This is a genomic window from Gelidibacter maritimus, assembly GCF_014062315.1.
Classification (GTDB): domain Bacteria; phylum Bacteroidota; class Bacteroidia; order Flavobacteriales; family Flavobacteriaceae; genus Gelidibacter; species Gelidibacter maritimus.
Map to the genome: position 1 here is coordinate 98,186 of NZ_JACGLT010000008.1, position 21,532 is coordinate 119,717.

Sequence of the window (21,532 nt, forward strand, 5' to 3'; positions counted from 1 at the left end):
CTTAAGCTGTTTTTAATTTTCCTCGTTTTAATCTCTTCTTCACATTGCCCTGAACCACATAGTGATCAATAGTTGGCGCAAATACATTCATTAACAATATAGCTAACATCACCCCTTCTGGATACGCTGGGTTGAATACGCGAATCATTATGGATATAAACCCAATTAAGAAACCGTATATCCACTTTCCTTTATTGGTTTGAGAACCAGTAACCGGGTCTGTTGCCATATATACAATACCGAAGGCCATTCCACCAATAATCAAATGATGCCAGAACTCCGTACTCATCAATCCATAAAACTTACTAGATTCGGTTACCCATCCTGCGTCAACAACAAAATTAAAGATATACCCCATAACTAAGGCACCAAGTGTTGCGCTTAGCATAATTCTCCAGCTTCCTATTTTTGTGAAGATAAGGAATAACCCTCCTAAAAGAATCAAAAGCGTAGAGGTCTCACCGACTGATCCCGGGATAAATCCAAAAAACATATCCATGACGGAATAATCAATGGGATGAGATTGCGCTAAGCTTCCCAAAATGGTTTCGCCAGAGATAGCATCGGCATTAGAACCACTTGCAATTTCCTTAGCTCTTTCTACAGCACCTTCAACCCAAACTTTATCGCCACTCATCCAAGTAGGATAAGCAAAGAATAAAAAGGCTCTAATGGTCAATGCAGGGTTAAGAATATTCATTCCCGTACCACCAAATACTTCTTTTCCAATAACAACGCCAAAAGCTACAGCTACAATTAGCATCCACCAAGGGATATCAATTGGCACTATTAAAGGCACAAGCATCCCGGTTACCAAATAACCTTCCTCTACTTCATGTCCTTTTAGTACAGCAAATAAAAACTCAATCCCCAGTCCTACACCATAAGAGATGATGACCAAAGGCAGAATTTTCCAAAAGCCCAAAATAAAGTTTTGCAAGTTCCAGAATTCACTGCTAAAAAAGCCGTTTGAAACAGCCTGAATTTCCCCTACCGCTAAATAATGCTGATACCCAGCATTAAACATTCCGAAAATCAAACATGGAATCAAGGCCATAATGACCGTGTTCATGGTTCGCTTTAAATCGTCTGCCACCTTAATGTGCGTACCACCTTGTGCAGTATAGTTAGGCGTATATAAAAAAGTATGCAAGGCGTTAAAGGCAGGTGCCATTTTGGTCCCTTTATACTTCTCTCTTAAATTATGTAAGTTTTGTTTTAAACCCATTGTCTCTATTTTAACCGATTTCTTCTATCATTAAATCCAAACCTGCTCTAATAATTTGCTGATGTGGTTGTTTAGACACACATATAAATTCTGTCAAGGCAAAATCTTCTGGAGCTACTTCATACATCCCTAAGGCTTCCATTTCGTCCAAGTCCTCATACAAACATGATTTCAGAATTTGCAAAGGATATATATCCAATGGAAAAACCTCCTCGTAATTGCCAGTAAGGACAAAGTTACGGTGTTCGCCATTCATATTAGTATCTAAATCATAGGTCTTATTTGGCGTCAACCACGAAAAGGTCAAAGCTCGTGAATTAGAGATTTTATCAAAAACGGGCTTATTCCAACCAAAAAACTCATAGTCATCACCTTCAGGAATAATTGAGATCAGATTACTATAATATCCTAAATAGCCATCAGGACCAACTTGTTTTCCACTCAATACGTTACCAGATATGATACGATCGTTTCCGTTTTGCTCAACCCCATTGTCATAAACCATGGTAGCGACTTCGCTTGCTATTTTAGTCTTAAAGTAACGTGGTTTCTTAACAGAAGAACCAACGAGAGCAACAATACGCTCAGCATTGAACCTACCCGTTAGCAATAGCTCACCAATAATCACCAAATCCTGCGGATTAACGGTCCATACCGTCTCGCCTTTATTGACAGGATCAATTTTATTGATTTGAGTACCAACATTACCACAAGGGTGTGGCCCTGATACTTTATGCAAGGTGATACCGGAAAGCCCGGCCAAAGGTGAGTTTGAATTTGCCCCCACACTGACATGCACTTTACCTTCAGTTAATTTACCCAAGGCTGTAATGGCTGCCTGTAATTCTGACTCCTTTCCCTGAAGCACATAATCAAGATCAGCCGCCAATGGCGCACTATCATAACCAGAAATAAAAATTGCTTTTGGTGATTGGTCAGGTTTGGCAATAATATCATAAGGGCGTTGTTTGATAAACGTCCAGCAGCCAGAGGCCAATAAGCGGGCCTTTATCGTATCAGCATCTACAGCGTTAACATCCAACTTACCGTAATCTTGGTAGGTCTGCTCTTTATCCGCCTGAATCTTAATGCCAACAATACGTCTTTTTGCACCACGTTCAATCTCAATGATCTCTCCTGAAACTGGTGAAACAAATTTCACAGCCTCATTGGTTTTGTCATGAAAGATGGGTTCGCCAGCTTTCACTTTCGCACCTTCTTTATAAATTAACCTTGGAGTAACAGCGTGGAAGTCATCTGGTCTTAATACATAAAAGTTGCTTAGTACCGCCTTTTCAGTGGTTTTTTCAGCATCACCCTTAAGTTTAATATCCAGACCTTTTTTAATCTTAATGTCGTTTGACATATTATAAGTCTATTGGTTAATAGTTACAATGATGTGATTTTACACAGTAAAAATCGGTGCAAATTTACGAATTAATTATGCAGTTTACATAATTATTCCGATAAAATTTATACGTTAACGATTGCGTAAAATTTAAGGTATAATTTTTGTTTATCTTTACCTTTCAAACTGCATGTAGATGACTTCACTTTTTAAATATTTTCTCTGCTTATTTTTCTTTACGGCTTTTGGATTTTCGCAAATTGAAGAAGTCAATCCGGCCAGCTATATTAAGACTATCGGTTTTAAAGGCAGTACCAACGAAAGCCAATTGCCCATCTTGAAATTAGGCGAACCGTTGCTCTTGGAATTTGATGCGCTTACCGGAACTGAACCTGACTTTTATTATGTGATTGAGCATTTTAATTATGACTGGACACCTTCCAATTTGGTAAAATCAGAATACTTGAGAGGTTTTGACAACCAACGCATTCAGAACTATAAAAACTCATTCAATACGTATCAGATTTATTCACATTATATGCTACGAATCCCCAATGAGCAAACCAGAGGCCTATTGGTGACGGGCAACTACCTAATGAGCATATTCAATGACGATGACGAATTGGTCTTTTCCAGGAAATTTATGATCTATGAAGACCTGGTCAATGTTGGGGTTGCCATAAAACGCTCAAGGGATGTTAAGGATATCGATAAGAAGCAATCTGTAGACATTGTCATCAATAGCAGAAACATCAACTTCAACAATCCTTTAGAAAATGTCAAAAGCTTGATCATCCAGAACAACAATCTCAATACGGCAATTTCCAACATCAAGCCACAATATACTTTAGGTAATCAGCTAATTTACAAATACACTTCAGAAACCAGTTTTTGGGGTGGTAACGAATACCTCTATTTTGAGAATAAGGATGTACGCGCCGCCAATGTTGGCGTACAGTATATAGATTTGAAAGACATTTATCACAATTATCTGTTTGTGAACACCTCACGAGCCAACCAACTTTACACCTACAACCCAGATATTAATGGTAATTTTTTAATCACCGCCATTGACGCAAATGACGTGTCCATTGAAGCCGATTATACCATGATTCATTTTGCTCTTCAACATCCTGAACTGACTGATGGCAGCTCTATTTATGTTTATGGAAATTATAACAATTACGCATTGGAACCGGACAACGAACTTCATTTTAATTCGGAAACTGGCCTATATGAATGTGCGTTTCGTTTAAAGCAAGGATTTTACAATTACAAATATGTAATCACCGATAAGAATGGCATTTTAAACGAAGGTGCCATTAGTGGCGATTTCTACCAAACAGAAAACAATTACAAGGTATTGGTATACTATAGAGATTTGGGCGCCCGCTATGACAGATTAATTGGTATGGGGGAAGGATCTTCAGTCAATATTTCGAATTAATGGTACAATCTCCTGAAAATAGCGTCTTGAAAACCACTTTAAAAAGTGACGTTTAATTGCCATTTCAAAAGACAACCACCTAATTTTCTGTTAAATAAGTGTAAAAACAGGGATAACGCTACATCTTGAATCAAATAAATTATTAAAATCTTTTTAATTGTGCTATTTTAGCATATATCTAATCATTCTAATATTATGGTCCAGCAAGTTACAAGTGGTATAAAAATAAGTGTACAGACCACTTTTGAGGGTACTTTTTATAAAAATTACAAAGTCCATTTTGCCTTTGGTTATAAAATAACTATCGAAAACCAAAGCAAAGGTGCTGTACAGTTAAATTCTCGTCATTGGAGAATTTACGATGCTTTAAATCATGTAGAAATCATTGAAGGCGAAGGGGTAATTGGCAAGAAACCGGTTTTAAAACCAGGAGAGTCACACACCTACACATCGGGATGCTTGTTGTCATCTCCATTTGGAGCAATGCACGGGCATTACAATATGGTCAACTTCACCAACACCAATAAATTTAAGGTGTACATTCCGTCGTTTAAATTAAGCGCACCGTTTGCACTGAATTAAATCAGATCAGAAAACGCTTGCCACAAAGATGGATTCCGATACATATTGCTCTCGCTTTTCTGCCAGATATTGAACTGCCCGAATGGACATGGTTCAAATTTCTTCAGTAATTGTTTTAAATACAAGGATTACTTTTTAAAGACCCCTGCTTTCTTGACCCCTTCTGAAGGCCAATTATTGGTATTGGCTTGATAAACGCAAACTCAGATTCTCCATCTGAATTAGCCCAACGTCTATTCAAGACCCAACACCTACTACCTTTAATGTTCAACTGCGATTGATCGCTAAGGTTTTACAGAAAAACAATCCTGACATTTAACGAGGTTTTAGGACATTATCACGCGAAAAAGGATTCAAAATTTCGTATCTTCGCATCTTAAAATTTTAAACATTCAAAATAAAAACAATCATGGGAAAAGGATTTTTCAAGGTACCTGTTGCCGTTAATGAACCTGTCAAAACTTACGCTCCAGGATCTCCAGAACGCGAGGCTGTGATAGCGGAATATTCAAAAATGTACAGAAGTCAAGTTGATGTGCCGCTGTATATCAATGGCAAATATGTCACAACTAAAAACACCAAGACCATGTCTCCGCCCCATGATCATCAGCATTTGGTTGGAACCTATCACTTGGCGGATAAAAGTCATGTTGAGGACGCTATTGCTACCGCACTTGAAGCAAGAAAGGCCTGGGCTCAAATGCCTTGGGAACATCGTGCTGGTATTTTTCTTAAAGCAGCCGAATTAATTGCGGGCCCATACCGAGCCAAAATCAACGCCGCAACCATGATTGCGCAATCAAAAACCATCCATCAAGCTGAAATTGATTCGGCTTGTGAACTGATCGATTTCTTGAGATTCAACGTTCAGTTTATGACTGAAATATATCACGACCAACCAGAAAGCACGAGTGATGCCTGGAATCGTGTTGAATACAGACCTTTAGAAGGTTTTACCTATGCCGTTACACCATTCAATTTTACCGCCATTGCTGGCAATTTGCCGTCATGTATGGCTTTAATGGGAAATGTGGTGATTTGGAAGCCAAGTAATCATCAAATCTATTCTGCTAAAGTGATTATGGATGTTTTTGAAGAAGCTGGAGTTCCGGCCGGAGTAATCAATGTTGTTTTTGGTGACCCTGCTATGATTACGGATACAATTATGGCAAGTCCTGATTTCTCTGGATTACATTATACAGGATCAACTTCCGTTTTTCAGAATCTATGGAAAAAGATTGGAAATAATATCACAAATTATAAAACCTACCCACGAATTGTAGGCGAAACTGGCGGGAAAGACTTTATCGTGGCGCACAAAACGGCTGATGCACGGCAAGTGGCCACCGCAATTGTTAGAGGCGCATTTGAGTTTCAAGGTCAAAAATGTAGTGCTGCTTCTAGAGGGTATATTGCAAAAAGCATCTGGAGCGATGTTAAAAAGTATGTCATTGAAGATCTGAAAACGGTCAAAATGGGATCGCCCGAAGACATGGATAATTTTGTTACTGCGGTCATCCATGAAGCGTCATTTGATAAATTGGCCGGTTATATCGACCAAGCTAAAAAAGATAAGAATGCGACAATTATTGCAGGTGGAAATTACGATAAGAGCAAAGGTTATTTCATCGAACCAACGGTTATAGAAACGACCGATCCAAAATACCCAACCATGTATACAGAACTATTTGGTCCTGTCATGACGGTTTATGTATACGACGATAAGGTTTTTAGCGAAACCTTAAAATTAGTGGATACAACGAGTGAATATGCTTTAACCGGTGCCATTATGGCAACCGATAGATATGCGATAGACGAAGCGACCAAAGCGCTTCAAAACTCGGCCGGAAACTTCTATATCAACGACAAACCAACAGGCGCCGTAGTAGGCCAACAGCCTTTTGGTGGCGCAAGAGCTTCCGGAACAAACGATAAAGCGGGCAGTCTTCAAAACCTTTTACGTTGGATTTCTCCAAGATTGGTTAAAGAAACTTTTGTCACACCAACAGATTACCGTTATCCTTTTCTAGGATAAAACCTGTTTAGATCTAAAAAAATCCTCAAACTGTCGTTTGGGGATTTTTTTGTTTAAACCAATAGGCGCAGAAGTAAATTGAAGATGCATGAATTAGGAGCCTGGGATAAATAATTTCACTACTTAGTCTCAGAAAGTCAAAACTTTGTATATTTAAGTCAACTATAAAACAGATTTTAAATGAAACAAAACTACTTTCTTCTATTATTATTAACCAATGCTTTCCTATTCGGCCAGACGCCTGGCAGTGAAAGCCCTGTTATGACCGTTGACGCAACCATTCCTTATCAGGGATATGACGAACCCTCTCCTCTATTGGGATCTGCCCAATATAAAATTTACTATGACAATGTTGATGGCGTATTGGACAAACCCATATTTCTGATTGATGGCTTTGACCCCAACGATTCTCGAGACATCCCTGCGGTGTATGCCCTATTGAATTACGGTAATACCGGATTGAATTTAGGCGATTTAGTAAGGGATGAAGGTTATGACCTAGTGGTTCTTAATCTTGAAGCGTCTTACGCAAGTCCCACAGATGGCACAATGCTTATGGGAGGGGCTGATTATATTCAGCGGAACGCCTTTACTTTTATAGAACTTATAAATACCATAAATAGCATGAAAGTGGGCGCTGAACAAAATGTGGTCATCGGACCAAGCATGGGCGGACTTATTTCCAGATATGCCCTGCGCTACATGGAACAGAACATGATGGATCACGACACACGCTTGCATATTTCATTTGATGCGCCACACCGAGGATCAAATGTGCCAATCGGGATGCAGTATCTCTTTAATTATCTCGTCAATGGCACACCCAATATAACCGAGGCTGAACCCTTGGTAAACGGACTTTTAAACAGCCCCGCAGCCAAACAAATGCTAATTGACCATTATTTGGGTCATGTAGGCGCCAATGGCGTTAACCAAGATAACTCGGTCCATACACCTAAAGGTGCTCCAAATTTCCGGGATGCGTTTCAGAATGAACTCGATGCCATGGGCTTCCCTCAGAACACGAGGAATGTGGCCATAACTAACGGCAGTGGTGTTGGTCAAATGACTGGCACTCCAGGAATGGAGCTCATCAACCATACCTTTGATATGGGGACAATCGAAGTTGGCGGCGTAAGCGTTTACTCTCAAATAAATACAGTTGTGAATTTTGCACCAGCCGCAAATGAAACAAGTGAAGTGTCAAATTTTATAGGACAGATACGATTATTTTCTTTTCTGCCTTGGACCACCGTCCTCGAATTTGATGCATCGGCACAATCAACCGCATCGTCGGATGGATTAGATAGCGCTCCTGGAGGTCAATTTGATTTATATGCTTTTGATGACGGTTCCAATCCTCTAATTGCCGATTTTTTCAACAATTTAAATTCGCAATATTTCAGCTTTATTCCAACGCTCAGCGGCTTGGCAATAGACAACCAGCCCAATTGGTATGCAAATCCGGACCTCAGCAATTCGCCATTTGCCAACACTTATCTCCCAACGGATAATGAACCGCACATGACTTTGACCCCTGGGAATGCTATGTTTGCAATGGACGAAATTCTCCAGGGCACCCTTGGAACAATGGATTACTTAAAGGCCCACACCATCAAACTCCAAAAAAACCCTGTTCACAATTCTATGACCTTGTTAAGCAGTACTGATTTTACGGAGGCAAAAATATCAATTGTTGACCTTACGGGTAAATTGGTTTTAAATACCCAGACATCGCTTTCAAAAAGCACAACAATTCCTATCAACCTGGAGACGGGCTTATATTTAGTAAACATTCAAACCGAAAATGGTTTTGTTTACAATACAAAACTTATGGTAAAATAAATACCAATTACAAACTGCAATCGGTCTGTAAAATTTCGGTATAATTTATAAACACTAAAGGCTGAATTTTAATTCAGCCTTTATACTTTAAGGGGAGGTGGACCAATTTCTTTGTTTCAAAGAAGTCCTCTTTATAATACTCCGAAAGCGCATAAACTTTAGCTTTTGGAAAATCCTGAAGTTCTTCAGCCAGGTCACCACCTTTTAAATAAATGATGCCATTTTTAAGTTCATGTTGTTGCTTTTTGGCTATCTTTCCTTTTACCCAACGCACAAAGGTTGGCATTGCTGCTACAGCTCTACTTACAATAAAATCGTAGGTACCATTGAGCTCTTCCACGCGGCTGTGGGACGTTTTTACATTAGTCAATTGGAGCCCCTCAACCACCTCATCAACCACTTTTAATTTTTTGGCAATACTATCTACCAGGTGAAAATTGGTTTCCGGAAACATGATAGCCAAAGGAATTCCAGGAAAACCACCACCCGTACCCACATCCATCACTTCCGATCCTGGTTTAAACGAAATCAGTTTTGCGATGGCAAGCGAATGGAGCACATGTCGTAAATATAATTCGTCAATATCCTTCCGAGATACCACATTTATTTTAAGGTTCCAATCTTTATAAAGTGTTTCTAACTGTTCAAACTGCTGCAATTGGATTTCAGATAAATCTGGAAAATAATTTCTTATAAGTTGCATTATCTTTAAATTTCCCGCAAAATTAATCATTTTTATACAGATAAATTTACCATATTCGCATCATGAACAAAACATTAATTGATTATCTTTGCACCATTAATATGATGGCGTAATTTTTGTCGTTATCATAGTAAAATATAATGCCATGACACAACAAACCCTTTCCTTTTCTAGAAACGATTCCACAAAATTTTTCAGAACACTCAATAAACGCGTCAATGATTATTTCAAGGACAACAACATAAAAAGAACCGGTAACTGGAAAATTTGGGTAAAAACAGTGGTAATGTTTACCTTATTCTTAACTCCCTATTTTTTGATTCTCACTCTTGATTTACCAGGCTGGGCAATGTTATTATTGACTGTTGTCATGGGCATTGGAATGGCAGGAGTTGGTATGAATGTAATGCATGACGGCAATCACGGCACGTTTTCAAATAAAGACTGGATCAACCGTTTAATGGGAAGCAGCATCTACATTTTGGCTGGAAATGTTTATAACTGGAAGGTTCAGCACAATGTTCTGCATCATACCTACACCAACATCCACGGGCATGATGAAGATTTGGAAGCGGGACGAATCTTACGCTTTTCAAAACACGCCAAATGGCATAAACATCATAGATTTCAACATTATTATTCTGTCCTACTTTATGGTCTATTGACTATAAACTGGGCCATTACAACCGATTTCCTTCAAATGAAACGCTATATGAAGCGTAAATTGTCCTATGGAAAATTCCCCAATCCTGCGACAGAATGGAGTAAATTAGTAATTTCAAAAATTATTTATGTATCCATCTGGATTGTACTGCCATTGGTATTAACAGATTTAGCCTGGTGGAAAGTATTGCTCGGATTTTTTGTGATGCACTACGTGGCCGGACTTATTTTAAGTGTGGTCTTTCAACTGGCACACGTTATGGAAGATGCTGAAATGCCATTGCCGGCAGAAAATGGCACTATGAAAAACACTTGGGCCATCCATCAATTGTTGACTACGGTCAATTTCGGAACCAATAATAAAATTGTAAATTGGTTTACCGGCGGATTAAACCATCAGGTAGAACATCATATTTTTCCTAATATCAGCCATGTCCACTATTCTAAAATTTCAAAAATAGTCAAATCCACGGCGCTTGAATTTAATTTACCTTACAAAGAGTACGATACCACCCGAAAAGCAATAATAGCACATTTCAGACACCTTAAAGAAATGGGGCTAAAACCAGCAATACAAGCTTAATCATTATTTTTACATGAACTTACTTTCAGATAGAATTTTAAACATGTCTACCTCTGCCACCTTAGAAATGGCAGCCAAGGCCAGAGAACTAAGGGCCGAAGGAAAAGACATTATTGGTTTAAGCTTAGGCGAACCAGACTTCAATACGCCCGATTATATCAAGGAGGCCGCCATACAGGCAATCAATGACAATTATAGCTCTTACACTCCCGTAGATGGCTATGTTGAACTCAAAGATGCCATCATCAAAAAGTTCAAACGCGACAATAATTTGACTTATAATCGAAATCAAATTGTCGTGTCTACAGGCGCCAAGCAATCGCTTGCCAATTTAGCTGGAGTGATTATCAACAAAGGTGACGAGGTCATTATCCCTTGTCCGTACTGGGTGAGCTACTCCGATTTGGTAAAACTCAATGACGGGATTCCCGTAGAAGTACCTACCACCATTGCCACCGACTTTAAAATGACACCGGAACAATTGGAGGCCGCCATTACACCAAAGACAAAAATGCTTTGGTACAGTTCGCCCTGTAACCCAAGTGGCTCTGTTTACAGCAAAGAAGAATTGCGCGGATTAGCAGATGTGCTAAAGAAGCATCCGAATATTATTGTGGTTTCTGACGAAATTTATGAGCATATTAATTTTGAAGGAAAACACGCAAGTATGGCTCAATTTGATGACATGTACAATCGCACGGTGACCATTAACGGCGTTTCAAAAGCTTTTGCCATGACGGGTTGGCGCATTGGCTATATTGGAGGTCCCGAAAAAATTGCACGTGCCTGCAACAAAATGCAAGGACAAATAACCAGTGGTGCCAATTGTATTGCCCAACGTGCCGTTATTACCGCTTTGGAAGAATCGCCATCAAGAGTTCAATTTATGATTGACGAATTTAAAGTGCGCCGTGATTTGGTGCTCGATCTACTCCAGGACATTGAAGGTTTTAAAACCAACGTCCCAGAAGGCGCCTTTTATGTTTTTCCAAACATTTCCTACTATTTCGGAAAGACCCTGAGAGGAAAAACGATTAATAACGCTGCCGATTTCTCATTATATTTACTTGAAGAGGCCCTGGTTGCAACAGTTGATGGCGGAGCTTTTGGAAGTCCAGAGTGCATTAGACTTTCTTACGCAGCTTCCCAAGATCAAATAAAAGAAGCCTTGTCACGCATTAAGGCTGCGGTTAATTAAGAGAAAGACTACACATAAGACACGAAAGCCACTTAAACAAGTGGCTTTCTTTGCCTTAACACCTATCGTCAGCACCAGCAAGAAAGCTACCATCAAATCACCCAATCCTTCTGTTGTTCAACACCACCCTCCTTTTACGCTACCATAAGGCCATCTATTTCATAACTTTTTTAGATTATACAACAACTAAGGCCACAAGCATCCATTCCGATGAGAAATCGTTTGCAATGGAGTTTTTCACCCCAAAGCTCTTCTTAAGCATTAAGCTTTAAGCCTCTTTTAGTCATTAATCCAAAAAAGGCTTCTCTGATCTTTTTACTGAAGCCTCGTACTCTCAATTTTATAGAATCACTATTTTACGTCTCCTATAAAACAAACAGGTGACACCTGCCGTCAATAGGTCAACAACATTTACAATTAAGCCTAAGATCTCAAAATTGAAGCTTCTTATTAGTTGACATGGACAATCAACTCTTGCGATAATTTCAAATATTAAAATAAGGGCGGCACCAACAATACATATGCAACGATCAATAGTTGTTAAATCAAAATTCTACTCTTTATGACAATGCAAACTCAAAAATTAACAACTCCGAAATTATGTTAAATTTCGAACAACCACAAATCACAAACACCTTACTATCAGATATTTACATTACAAAACACATACTTAAAACTAAAAATTTTATTATTTTTTAACACTTTTTTTAAAATATTTATAATTATTTAACACACCCTATTGCTTTATATGTAATTATTCGTTTCATTTGCTGCCATAATTCTAACCATTTTATAAATGAAAACAAAATTCAGTCTAATTCTAACACTTTGTTTAGTGTTGGTTGCACAAATCACATTTGCGCAACAAAAATCCGTATCAGGAACAGTTTCTGATGAATCTGGTTTACCATTGCCTGGAGTAAATATCTTGGTCAAAGGAACAAGCACTGGAACACAAACCGATTTTGACGGTAAATATTCCATAAATGCAAAAGCGGGTGATATTCTTTCATTCACTTACGTAGGGCTAAAGGCTCAAGAAATAACAGTAGGAGCATCAAACACCGTGAATGTGACTTTGATGGAAGACGCATCTGTATTGGATGAAGTAATCGTCGTAGGTTACGGTGTCCAAAAGAAATCCGAAGTTACCGGTGCCATTTCCAGTGTTTCAGGTGCCGATTTGCAAGGCTTGGTTACCCCAAGTTTTGAATCACAACTAGCTGGTAGAGCCCCGGGGGTCCAGGTTACCTCCAATAACGGTATTATTGGTGAGGCTCCAAGAGTCAGAATCAGAGGTATTGCTTCTATCGGTTCTGGCACCTTCCCACTGATTGTTGTTGACGGGATGCCAATTTATTCGGGTGATATTGGAGGTTATGCCTCAACAAACGGCTTAGCGGATATCAACCCAAATGATATTGAGTCTTATGAAATCTTAAAAGATGGAGCAGCTACTGCCATCTACGGCTCACGCGCTGCAAATGGTGTTATTTTGATCACCACAAAAAGAGGTAAAAGAGGCGGAATGAAAGTTAGCTATAACAATGTTACTGGTTTTGCTTCTGCTATTAAAACTTTTGACTTATTAGAGACTCCTGAGTTTTTAATCATTGCAAATGAAAAACGTACCAATCGAGGCCAGGCTCCATGGGCCATAGGAAATGAGTTTAATACGGATTGGCAAGATGCAGTTCTAAACTCAAGGGCTCTTCAAACAGATCACAACCTATCCTTGAACGGTGGCTCCGAATCCACTAAGTACTTTTTCTCTATGGGTTACGCTAATCAAAAAGGCGTGGCTAAAGCCAACAGTATGGCTCGATATAATATGAGATCAAACTTAGAACATAAGATAAATAAGTGGTTAACTGTTGGAGGTAGCCTTGCCGTTACCAGAACAGAATACGATGGTCTCAATACGGGATTGAATTCTCTATCTGGAAACATCTTTAATGCAACAAGACAATTACCAAACACCCCTATATACAATGCTGACCATCCAACAGGCTATAACCTTTCAGCTGACAATAGTGTTGTTGGACAAGGCACCAATACTGATCCTGTAGGAGACAACATTTCAAACATTGCCTATGTTTTGGCAAAGAACAAGTATGAATCTAAAGTAAATAGAACACTTGCCAATGCATTTCTTTCCGCAGACCTATTTGAAGGTTTAAACTATAGATTTCAAGCAAGTTCCGACAATGTATTAACCTCTGGATTCTTATTTTGGGATCCAACTCATGGTGATGGAAGAGGCTCTAATGGACGATTACAAAACAACAGTGCCGATTTGTTGACTTGGAACATGCAAAACATTCTGTCTTATAACAAGTCATTTAATGATGCCCATAATTTAGGTGTGACCTTGGTATCAGAATATCAAAAGGCCAAAAACCAATCCTTTTTTGGAACAGGAACTGATATTTTAGATGAATTCTACAATCAAAATCTTGTGACAAACGCTTACGGTACGCAAACTTCAGGAGGTAGTATAACTGAAAACGGAATTATTTCTTATGTTGGACGTGTAAACTACAACTACAAGCAAAAATATTTCCTTCAAGGCTCTATAAGACGTGATGGAATTTCAAAGTTGAGCGAAGCAAATCGTTGGAATAACTTTACAGGATATTCTGCCGGTTGGAATATTGCAAACGAGGAATTCTTTGGCAATCTTAAAAATACTATCAACGAATTCAAATTAAGAGGCTCGTACTCTGAAGTGGGCAATACAGAAATTGGAAGTTACCCTTACTTGGGTTTAACCTCTGCAGCTAAATATGGTACTCTTAATGGCCTTACTTTTAGCCAATTTGGTAATGATCAATTACTGTGGGAAACCAGTAAAAAGACTGATTTTGGATTGGACGCTGCCTTATGGAACAACAAGCTAAGATTAACGTTTGACTACTACAAAAATGATATTGACGGTTTAATTCTAGACGTTCCTGTTCCAGCATCATTAGGTGTTCCTGGAGGTAGAATCAAAAAGAATATTGGCGCAATGGTCAACGAGGGCTTGGAGTTTGGTATTGACTACAGAGCTATCTCAAATGAAAATTTCAGCTGGAACATTACAGCCAACTTAACCCTTGATAGAAACGAAGTTTTAAGTATTCCTGAAGGTCAGGATATCCCTGGTGGCACATTTAGTGATGTGAACATCAATCAAAACTTAATTATTAGAGAAGGTGAGTCAATTAACTCTCTGTACGGTTTTAAATATTGGGGTGTAAACCCAGCCAATGGGAATCCTGTATATTACAAAGCTGACGGCTCTTTGGTACAAGGCAATATAAGCACCACAAGTTATGCTGTTTTTGACCCTAGCAACCCTGCAGATGTTTCTCAAGCATCGTCGTTAAGTGCTAACTCTGACAAAGTCATTTTAGGCAGTTCATTACCAAAATATTACGGCGCACTTATTAACAAAATGACTTATAAAAACTTTGATTTAACGTTCATGTTCCGTTTTAGTGGTGGCAACAAAATTTTCAACTCCACAAGAAGAGATCTCGTTACCCAAAACTTAAATAACAACAGCACTGAAATTTTAGGCAGATGGCAAAGTCCAGAAAATCCTGGAGATGGCATCACGCCAAGATTGTGGGCAAGCAGTAATACATTTACTAACTTGACTGGTAGTACCACTACAAGATTTATAGAGGACGGTGACTTTATCAGTTTGGATAATATCACATTAGGCTATCAAATACCTAAGTCGTTTACAGACAGAGTTAAGGTTGACAACATTAGATTATTTATTCAAGGACAAAACTTATTGATCATTTCTGATTACAAAGGATTAAATCCTGAAATGGAAACCGGAGGAGTGGATTTGAATGGAACTCCTAGAGCCAAAATCATATCTTTTGGTTTAAATGTTAATTTATAATATTAAATAAAATGAAAAATATATTCAAATTTTTATCAATAGCACTTATTGGAATCGGAATGGTTTCATGCTCAGAGGAAGATCTTTTAGACCTCAGTCCTGTCAATAATATTTCTCTTGATGATGCCTTTTCTTCACCTTCATTAATTGAAAGCTCTCTAAATGGTATGTATAATGCTGCCGCAATAGGTGAGTATACAGGTACTGGAAGAGGTTATATATGGGGTGCAGCATTTGTGCAACAAGGTGATAACAGAGGTGAAGATGTTGTTAATACAGCAACTTTTTATCAACTGACCTACACAGCAACTTATGATGCTACTACAGCAAACAATGTGTATTACTGGGTTGATGGTTATAGACTAATTAACAGAACCAACTTAGTGATAGAGGGTGTTACCAATGCCATCGAAAAGGGAGTCATATCAGCAGAGGTAGGAAATGATTACATAGGACAAGCTAAGTTCTTAAGAGCTATTACTCATTTTGAACTCCTTATGTATTTTGCGAGACCATATAATTATACTGCAGATGCATCTCACCTTGGAGTTCCTTACAGAGAAGTAGGCATTGACACACAAGCTGAAATTGACTCCGAAATTGTTAAAGGTAGAAATACAGTTGCTGAAGTATATGCGAAAGTTTTGACTGATTTAAATGATGCGGAAAACACGATTACCAACACACAGCTTACAAAGGCATCTAAGGGTGCAGCCATCGCATTTAAAACACGCGTTTACCTTCACATGAGAGATTGGAACAACGTGATTGTAGAAGGCAACAAGCTTAATGGTGTATACACATTAACTGATGAGCCTATTGGAGTGTTTGATAACAACTACGGCAATAGTGAGTCTATTTTCTCAACGCTTCAGGCCTCTACAAACAACCCAGGCGTAAATGCTGCTTTGGCTTCTCAATACAACAGAAGACGTTTAGTAGCTATCAGCCCTATTATCTGGAGAGACCCAAGCTGGTTAGTAGATGACAAACGTAGAGTAGAAATAGGAGATACTGCATCTCCTGAAGGTATGGTATTCACGGTAGATGGCAGAAAGTATACTGCCAAATATAGAGATGGTGTGAACTATACAGATGCGGCTCCAGTCATTAGATACGCTGAAGTTTTGTTAAACATGGCAGAAGCCCACGCAAGAAAAGCCACACCAGATTTAGCTCAGTCACTGACCTTACTAAACATGGTTAGAAACAGAGCTCTAGCCAATCCAGCCACACAAGCCTATACTTCATCATCCTTTACAACACCTGCAACAATGGTAGGTGCGATCATAAAAGAACGCAGAATTGAGTTCTTAATGGAAGGCAGACGCTGGTCTGACATTCACAGATTACAAGGTGATGACTTACAGCCAATGGATGGTATTCCGATGAAGGTAGCTAATGGAAACCCTCCTGCTACTGCTTACGTATTAGGCACTCCTTACACTGGACCTTATGGGGTCAATGCCATCCCAGGATCAGACAGTAGATTTTTATGGCCAATACCTCAAATGGAAGTCGATGCAAACCCTACTTTAGCGGCACAACAAAATCCAGGATGGGAATAAATAATTTATGTTAGTCTATAAATAATAGCTACACAAAAAAGAAAGTGTAGCAATAAAGAAACCGTCTCGAATTTCGAGACGGTTTTTTTATTCTGTTCATTTTCAAATTCCGATTTCTACCTTCGAAATTATAGCACCCAGTATATCATTTAATTTTTTATAACTTTAGCGTCTTTAACTAACAATACAAGGATCCTTTTATTTTTGAATCAAGTAGCAGGTAACGTTAAACATATGATGATTAACAAAATTGTTAGCTTATTCCTGATATTGCTATATGGCACTCTGCCCATGGCCCAAAACGAAACCAACAATTGGTATTTTGGTGATGAAGCTGGGCTTAATTTTAGCAATAATTCGCTAAGCGTTTTGACTGACAGTGCCATGGATACTCAGGCCGGTTGCGCTACTATTTCGGATAGCAGTGGACAATTACGATTTTACACCAATGGTCAAACTGTATGGAACCAACAACATGAAGTCATGGATAATGGAGCGGATTTAGCAGGCGAAATCAACGGCACCCAAACTTCCATTATCATCCCAAAACCAAACGACCCAAATACCTATTATATTTTTGTGACACGACAAAATAGATCCACATCATCTCCAGTGCTTCTGCCAGGATTGTATTATTCTGAGGTCCAGTTTTCAGACCAGTATCCTTTAGGGACGGTGGTCCTAAAAAATGTCAGACTGGCCCTTTCCGTAACCGAACGTCTAACCGCCATACACCATGCAGAAAGCAATACCATAAGAGTGATTACCTTTGGTAATCTTTCGGGTATCACTAGCGCTCCAGATCAGGACTTTATAATATTTAATGTTACAGAAAATGGTGTGGCTACAAGACCAATTGTTTCCACTCAAAGAAGCACAAACTCTGCAGTTGGCGCAATGAAAATTTCACCGAATGGACAATATCTTGCCATTGCTGATTATGGTTCCAACTACATCAATTTATACAATTTTGACAATGACAATGTCACATTTAATCACCACTCTATTATAAATTCAGTTCCAGGCTTCGGAACCTATATGCCTTATGGTATAGAGTTTTCTCAAGATTCAAAATTGATATATTTTACGGTCAAAGACACTTACAACACTAGTTTTTTACAAAAACATCTCATAGAAAGCACCACGGGAGTCAATCAAACAGTAACAATTGCTTATACCAAAGCTTATGAATTTGGAAGCTTGCAATTGGCCAGAAATGGAAATATTTACGTAGCAAATTTCGAGCAAGACAATCCCTTAATCTCCTCAAACCAAATTGGAGTCATTACAGAAGCTGAAAGCTTAGAAGCTGACAGCGGATTTCAACCTTTAGCCATAGGTCTGGAAACTGGCCAATCGAACAAAGGCCTGCCAAATTTCATTCAATCGTATTTTAGGAATAGGATCATCACCGAAAATGTATGTGTCAACCAAGCCTTTGAGTTTTCAATGGATACGTACGCGCCTGTTGAAGCTGTGTTGTGGGACTTTGGAGACGGCAATACTTCCACTCTGTTGGAGCCAACCCATCAATACCAGACGCCTGACGAATACTTGGTAAGAGCAACCATCACTATAAATAACGCACAAGCTGATCTTTACAAAATGGTTGAAGCCTATGCTCTACCGTCAATAAATCCCGGTGAAAGCTTGCTGCAATGCGATTTGGACAACGATGGTTTTTCTTTTTTTAACCTCAACACCATTACTGAAAAAATAAACAACCCAAATCCTGAGGATGAACTGCTCTTTTATGAAACCATATCTGATTTGGACAATGATAGAAGCATCGAAAATCCTGATATTTACGAGAATAGAAGCAATCCACAGGAGCTTTTCGTGAAAATTATTAGTCCAGAGGGATGTGAAACCATAAGTAATTTCTTTTTAGAGACTCTACATATTGAATTGCCCAACCTTAGTCCAATATACGCTTGTGAAGATTCAGATGAGATTCCTGATAATGGCAAAGCTACTTTTGATTTAGCTACAAAAGAAATTGAGATAAGAGCTCAATTTCAAATTGCCAACTCATCACTGCTAACCTTCTATGCCACATTTTTGGATGCAGAAACTAAAATTGATCCTCTTTCATCAAATCATAACACCGCTACCACAACCATTTGGGTGCGAATTGACAATCCAGACACTGGATGCAACGGAATTGGAAGCATAGAACTATTTGTAAATCCCGAATTACCTTTAGATATTCAAGAACGTTATACCATTTGCGATCCAAGCTTACAATCTGTTATTAGTTTGGATGGGAATACGTCCAACGACCGATGGGAGTGGAGAAACGCTTCTGGTACCATTCTCTCGACAAACCGGATATTTCACCTTACAGAACCTGGAAACTTCTCCGTAACAGTTTATAAATTGCAACATGGGATATGGTGTTCACGAACAGAAGAGTTTGTGGTCAATGACATCACCCCGCCCGTTTTTGATGAGATAAAAGCTGGAGATTATGAGATTTCAGTTTCCATCACAGGCGATAGTCTCTATGAATTTTCATTGGACAACACTTACTATTACGGCCAAAGCACATCTTATATCTTTTACAACGTCCAACCGGGAATTTATACTATTTATGTTAGGGATACCAACAATTGCGAACCACCAATTGCCACTGAGGTTTCATTTATTGGTTTCCCAAAATATTTCACCCCAAACGGCGATGGATACAACGATATATGGAAAATTCATGGCATTTCATCTGAATTCTACAGGTCAGCCCACATCGAAATTTACGATAGATACGGCAAACTTTTGCATACCATGGATTTAAAAAACAATGATTCTGGATGGGATGGCACCTTCAAAGGTGAAGTTTTAGGATCCACAGATTACTGGTTCACTGCAACCTTGATCGATCTTGACAACAACGCCATCAAACAAAGTGGTCATTTCAGTCTCATCTTATAATTATCGATTTCTCCAAAAGAAAGGCGTCAATAAAATCAAAACCGTAAATAGCTCCAAACGTCCAATGAGCATTAAAAAAGAAGCCCACCACTGCGCCAATGGGGGCAATGCGGCATAATTGTTTACTGGACCAAAATTGCCCAAGGCCGGCCCAATATTGCCAAGACTAGAGGCGGCCAATCCGATAGCGGATCTAAAATCGATCGCAAACATTGAAAACACCAAGGCACCTACAATAAATGAGATCATATATAAAATAAAAAATCCGAGAATATTATAAACAACAACTCCCGTTATCGCTTTTGTATTATAGCGAACTGGCAACACAGCATTGGGGTGAATTGCTCTTTTAAATTCCAAGAATCCATTTTTTATCAAAATCAGATGGCGCATCACTTTCACACCTCCTGATGTACTCCCCGCTGAACCTCCTAAAAACATAATCCCAAAAAATAAAACCATTAAAAATGGCGTCCATAAGGTATAATCTGCGGTAATAAATCCGGTTGTGGTGATGACGGTGACTACCTGAAACAAGGCATGTCTAAAAGCACTTTCTCCCGCCCCCCAAACCATAGGGTGCTCCAGGGTAGAAAGCGATAAATCGGCTCTAAAATAGATGATCAATGCGGCAATAATCGTAAAGGTAGCTATGAATCTGAAATACCAATGCAGCTCTTCATCACCTAAAGCTCTTTGTACTTTTCCCTTGAAGGCATAATAGCTCAATACAAAATTGGTTCCTGCCAAAAACATAAAGGTGATGATTATATATTGAATGAGCGGCTTGTCATTCCAATAGGCCACACTCGCGTTTTTCGTAGAAAACCCTCCTGTAGACAAGGTGCTCATAGCATGATTTATGGCGTCAAAAAAGGACATGCCCGCTACCTTTAACAAAATGGTCTCTGCCGCTGTGTAGCCAAAATAAATCAACCATAAACGCTTTGCTGTATCGGTGATGCGCGGATGCAATTTATCGGCACTTGGTCCTGGTGCTTCTGCAGCAAACAACTGCATGCCGCCAATACCCAATAAGGGCAAGATCGCGATAGCCAAAACAATAATTCCCATGCCACCAATCCAATGGGTCGTACTCCGCCAAAACAAAATCCCTTTGGGTACCGCCTCAATATCATTTATAATGGTTGCTCCAGTAGTGGTATATCCGGACATGGTTTCGAAAAAAGCACTCGTAAAACTCGGAATGACCTCCGTGACCATATAGGGCAAGGTGCCGGAAATGGCCATGACCACCCAACCAAAGGTAACCACCATATAGCCTTCCCGCTTATTCATTTCCTTACTGTGCTTTTTGGTAGCAACCATGAAAATAATACCAAACAGCAACACGGCAACTCCAGAAAGAAAAAGATTCAAGGTAACGCCATCATCATAAATAAAACTGACTAAAGTAGCCAATAGCATAAATCCACCATTGAACAATAATAACAGTCCAAAAAAATAAAAAATGATTTCGTAGTTGATTTTCATATCTTTTCA

Annotated in this window: 13 protein-coding genes; 9 read left to right on the forward strand and 4 right to left on the reverse strand. The window is 39.0% G+C overall.

The window, feature by feature from the left end; translation table 11 throughout:
* Position 1: 1 nt before the first annotated feature.
* Together H3Z82_RS11465 and H3Z82_RS11470 are read right to left on the reverse strand one after the other, a co-directional pair.
* Complete coding sequence (locus H3Z82_RS11465) at positions 2-1,228, reverse strand: NADH:ubiquinone reductase (Na(+)-transporting) subunit B (RefSeq protein WP_182205646.1); 1,227 nt, start codon at positions 1,226-1,228, stop codon at positions 2-4.
* Between the two features lie 10 nt (positions 1,229-1,238).
* On the reverse strand, positions 1,239-2,594 hold the full coding sequence (locus H3Z82_RS11470; RefSeq protein WP_182205647.1) for a Na(+)-translocating NADH-quinone reductase subunit A: 1,356 nt from the start codon (positions 2,592-2,594) through the stop codon (positions 1,239-1,241).
* A gap of 178 nt (positions 2,595-2,772) precedes the next feature.
* Here H3Z82_RS11470 and H3Z82_RS11475 point away from each other — a divergent pair, with 178 nt between their 5' ends.
* The 4 genes from H3Z82_RS11475 (at position 2,773) to H3Z82_RS11490 (ending at position 8,485) form a co-directional block, all read left to right on the forward strand.
* Positions 2,773-4,023, forward strand: a complete 1,251-nt coding sequence (locus H3Z82_RS11475; protein ID WP_182205648.1) for a type IX secretion system plug protein — start codon at positions 2,773-2,775, stop codon at positions 4,021-4,023.
* A 195-nt stretch (positions 4,024-4,218) separates the two neighbouring features.
* Positions 4,219-4,605: a Co2+/Mg2+ efflux protein ApaG gene (gene apaG / locus H3Z82_RS11480; protein ID WP_182205649.1), complete on the forward strand. Its 387-nt coding sequence runs from the start codon at positions 4,219-4,221 to the stop codon at positions 4,603-4,605.
* Positions 4,606-5,014: 409 nt separating this feature from the next.
* Positions 5,015-6,640: an L-glutamate gamma-semialdehyde dehydrogenase gene (gene pruA, locus H3Z82_RS11485; protein WP_182205650.1), complete on the forward strand. Its 1,626-nt coding sequence runs from the start codon at positions 5,015-5,017 to the stop codon at positions 6,638-6,640.
* A gap of 180 nt (positions 6,641-6,820) precedes the next feature.
* On the forward strand, positions 6,821-8,485 hold the full coding sequence (locus tag H3Z82_RS11490; RefSeq protein WP_182205651.1) for a T9SS type A sorting domain-containing protein: 1,665 nt from the start codon (positions 6,821-6,823) through the stop codon (positions 8,483-8,485).
* A 73-nt stretch (positions 8,486-8,558) separates the two neighbouring features.
* On the opposite strand, the gene rsmG is transcribed toward H3Z82_RS11490, so the two are convergent.
* Positions 8,559-9,188: a 16S rRNA (guanine(527)-N(7))-methyltransferase RsmG gene (rsmG, locus tag H3Z82_RS11495; protein WP_182205652.1), complete on the reverse strand. Its 630-nt coding sequence runs from the start codon at positions 9,186-9,188 to the stop codon at positions 8,559-8,561.
* A 145-nt stretch (positions 9,189-9,333) separates the two neighbouring features.
* Here rsmG and H3Z82_RS11500 point away from each other — a divergent pair, with 145 nt between their 5' ends.
* The 5 genes from H3Z82_RS11500 to H3Z82_RS11520 all read left to right on the forward strand — a co-directional run bounded on the left by H3Z82_RS11500 (position 9,334) and on the right by H3Z82_RS11520 (position 20,029).
* Complete coding sequence (locus tag H3Z82_RS11500; protein ID WP_182205653.1) at positions 9,334-10,434, forward strand: fatty acid desaturase family protein; 1,101 nt, start codon at positions 9,334-9,336, stop codon at positions 10,432-10,434.
* 13 nt (positions 10,435-10,447) lie between these two features.
* Entirely contained in the window at positions 10,448-11,632 is a 1,185-nt protein-coding gene (locus H3Z82_RS11505) for a pyridoxal phosphate-dependent aminotransferase (protein WP_182205654.1), read from the forward strand.
* Positions 11,633-12,428: 796 nt separating this feature from the next.
* Complete coding sequence (locus H3Z82_RS11510; protein ID WP_182205655.1) at positions 12,429-15,533, forward strand: SusC/RagA family TonB-linked outer membrane protein; 3,105 nt, start codon at positions 12,429-12,431, stop codon at positions 15,531-15,533.
* Positions 15,534-15,544: 11 nt separating this feature from the next.
* Complete coding sequence (locus tag H3Z82_RS11515; protein WP_182205656.1) at positions 15,545-17,101, forward strand: RagB/SusD family nutrient uptake outer membrane protein; 1,557 nt, start codon at positions 15,545-15,547, stop codon at positions 17,099-17,101.
* A 234-nt stretch (positions 17,102-17,335) separates the two neighbouring features.
* A complete protein-coding gene (locus H3Z82_RS11520) occupies positions 17,336-20,029 on the forward strand; it encodes a T9SS type B sorting domain-containing protein (RefSeq protein ID WP_182205657.1) in 2,694 nt (897 codons plus the stop codon).
* Here H3Z82_RS11520 and H3Z82_RS11525 read toward each other — a convergent pair whose 3' ends face one another.
* The gene (locus tag H3Z82_RS11525) at positions 20,030-21,523 is read right to left on the reverse strand and encodes a TrkH family potassium uptake protein (protein ID WP_182205658.1); all 1,494 of its coding nucleotides are present in this window, start codon (positions 21,521-21,523) and stop codon (positions 20,030-20,032) included. It lies immediately after the preceding gene.
* Between the last annotated feature and the right edge of the window lie 9 nt (positions 21,524-21,532).

Coding starts and splice junctions, on each gene's coding strand:
- H3Z82_RS11500 (WP_182205653.1), top strand. CDS start 9,334: ATGACACAACAAACCCTTTCCTTTTCTAGAAACGATTCCACAAAATTT.
- pruA (WP_182205650.1), top strand. CDS start 5,015: ATGGGAAAAGGATTTTTCAAGGTACCTGTTGCCGTTAATGAACCTGTC.
- H3Z82_RS11475 (WP_182205648.1), top strand. CDS start 2,773: ATGACTTCACTTTTTAAATATTTTCTCTGCTTATTTTTCTTTACGGCT.
- H3Z82_RS11490 (WP_182205651.1), top strand. CDS start 6,821: ATGAAACAAAACTACTTTCTTCTATTATTATTAACCAATGCTTTCCTA.
- H3Z82_RS11525 (WP_182205658.1), bottom strand. CDS start 21,523: ATGAAAATCAACTACGAAATCATTTTTTATTTTTTTGGACTGTTATTA.
- H3Z82_RS11515 (WP_182205656.1), top strand. CDS start 15,545: ATGAAAAATATATTCAAATTTTTATCAATAGCACTTATTGGAATCGGA.
- rsmG (WP_182205652.1), bottom strand. CDS start 9,188: ATGCAACTTATAAGAAATTATTTTCCAGATTTATCTGAAATCCAATTG.
- H3Z82_RS11505 (WP_182205654.1), top strand. CDS start 10,448: ATGAACTTACTTTCAGATAGAATTTTAAACATGTCTACCTCTGCCACC.
- H3Z82_RS11470 (WP_182205647.1), bottom strand. CDS start 2,594: ATGTCAAACGACATTAAGATTAAAAAAGGTCTGGATATTAAACTTAAG.
- H3Z82_RS11465 (WP_182205646.1), bottom strand. CDS start 1,228: ATGGGTTTAAAACAAAACTTACATAATTTAAGAGAGAAGTATAAAGGG.
- H3Z82_RS11520 (WP_182205657.1), top strand. CDS start 17,336: ATGATGATTAACAAAATTGTTAGCTTATTCCTGATATTGCTATATGGC.
- H3Z82_RS11510 (WP_182205655.1), top strand. CDS start 12,429: ATGAAAACAAAATTCAGTCTAATTCTAACACTTTGTTTAGTGTTGGTT.
- apaG (WP_182205649.1), top strand. CDS start 4,219: ATGGTCCAGCAAGTTACAAGTGGTATAAAAATAAGTGTACAGACCACT.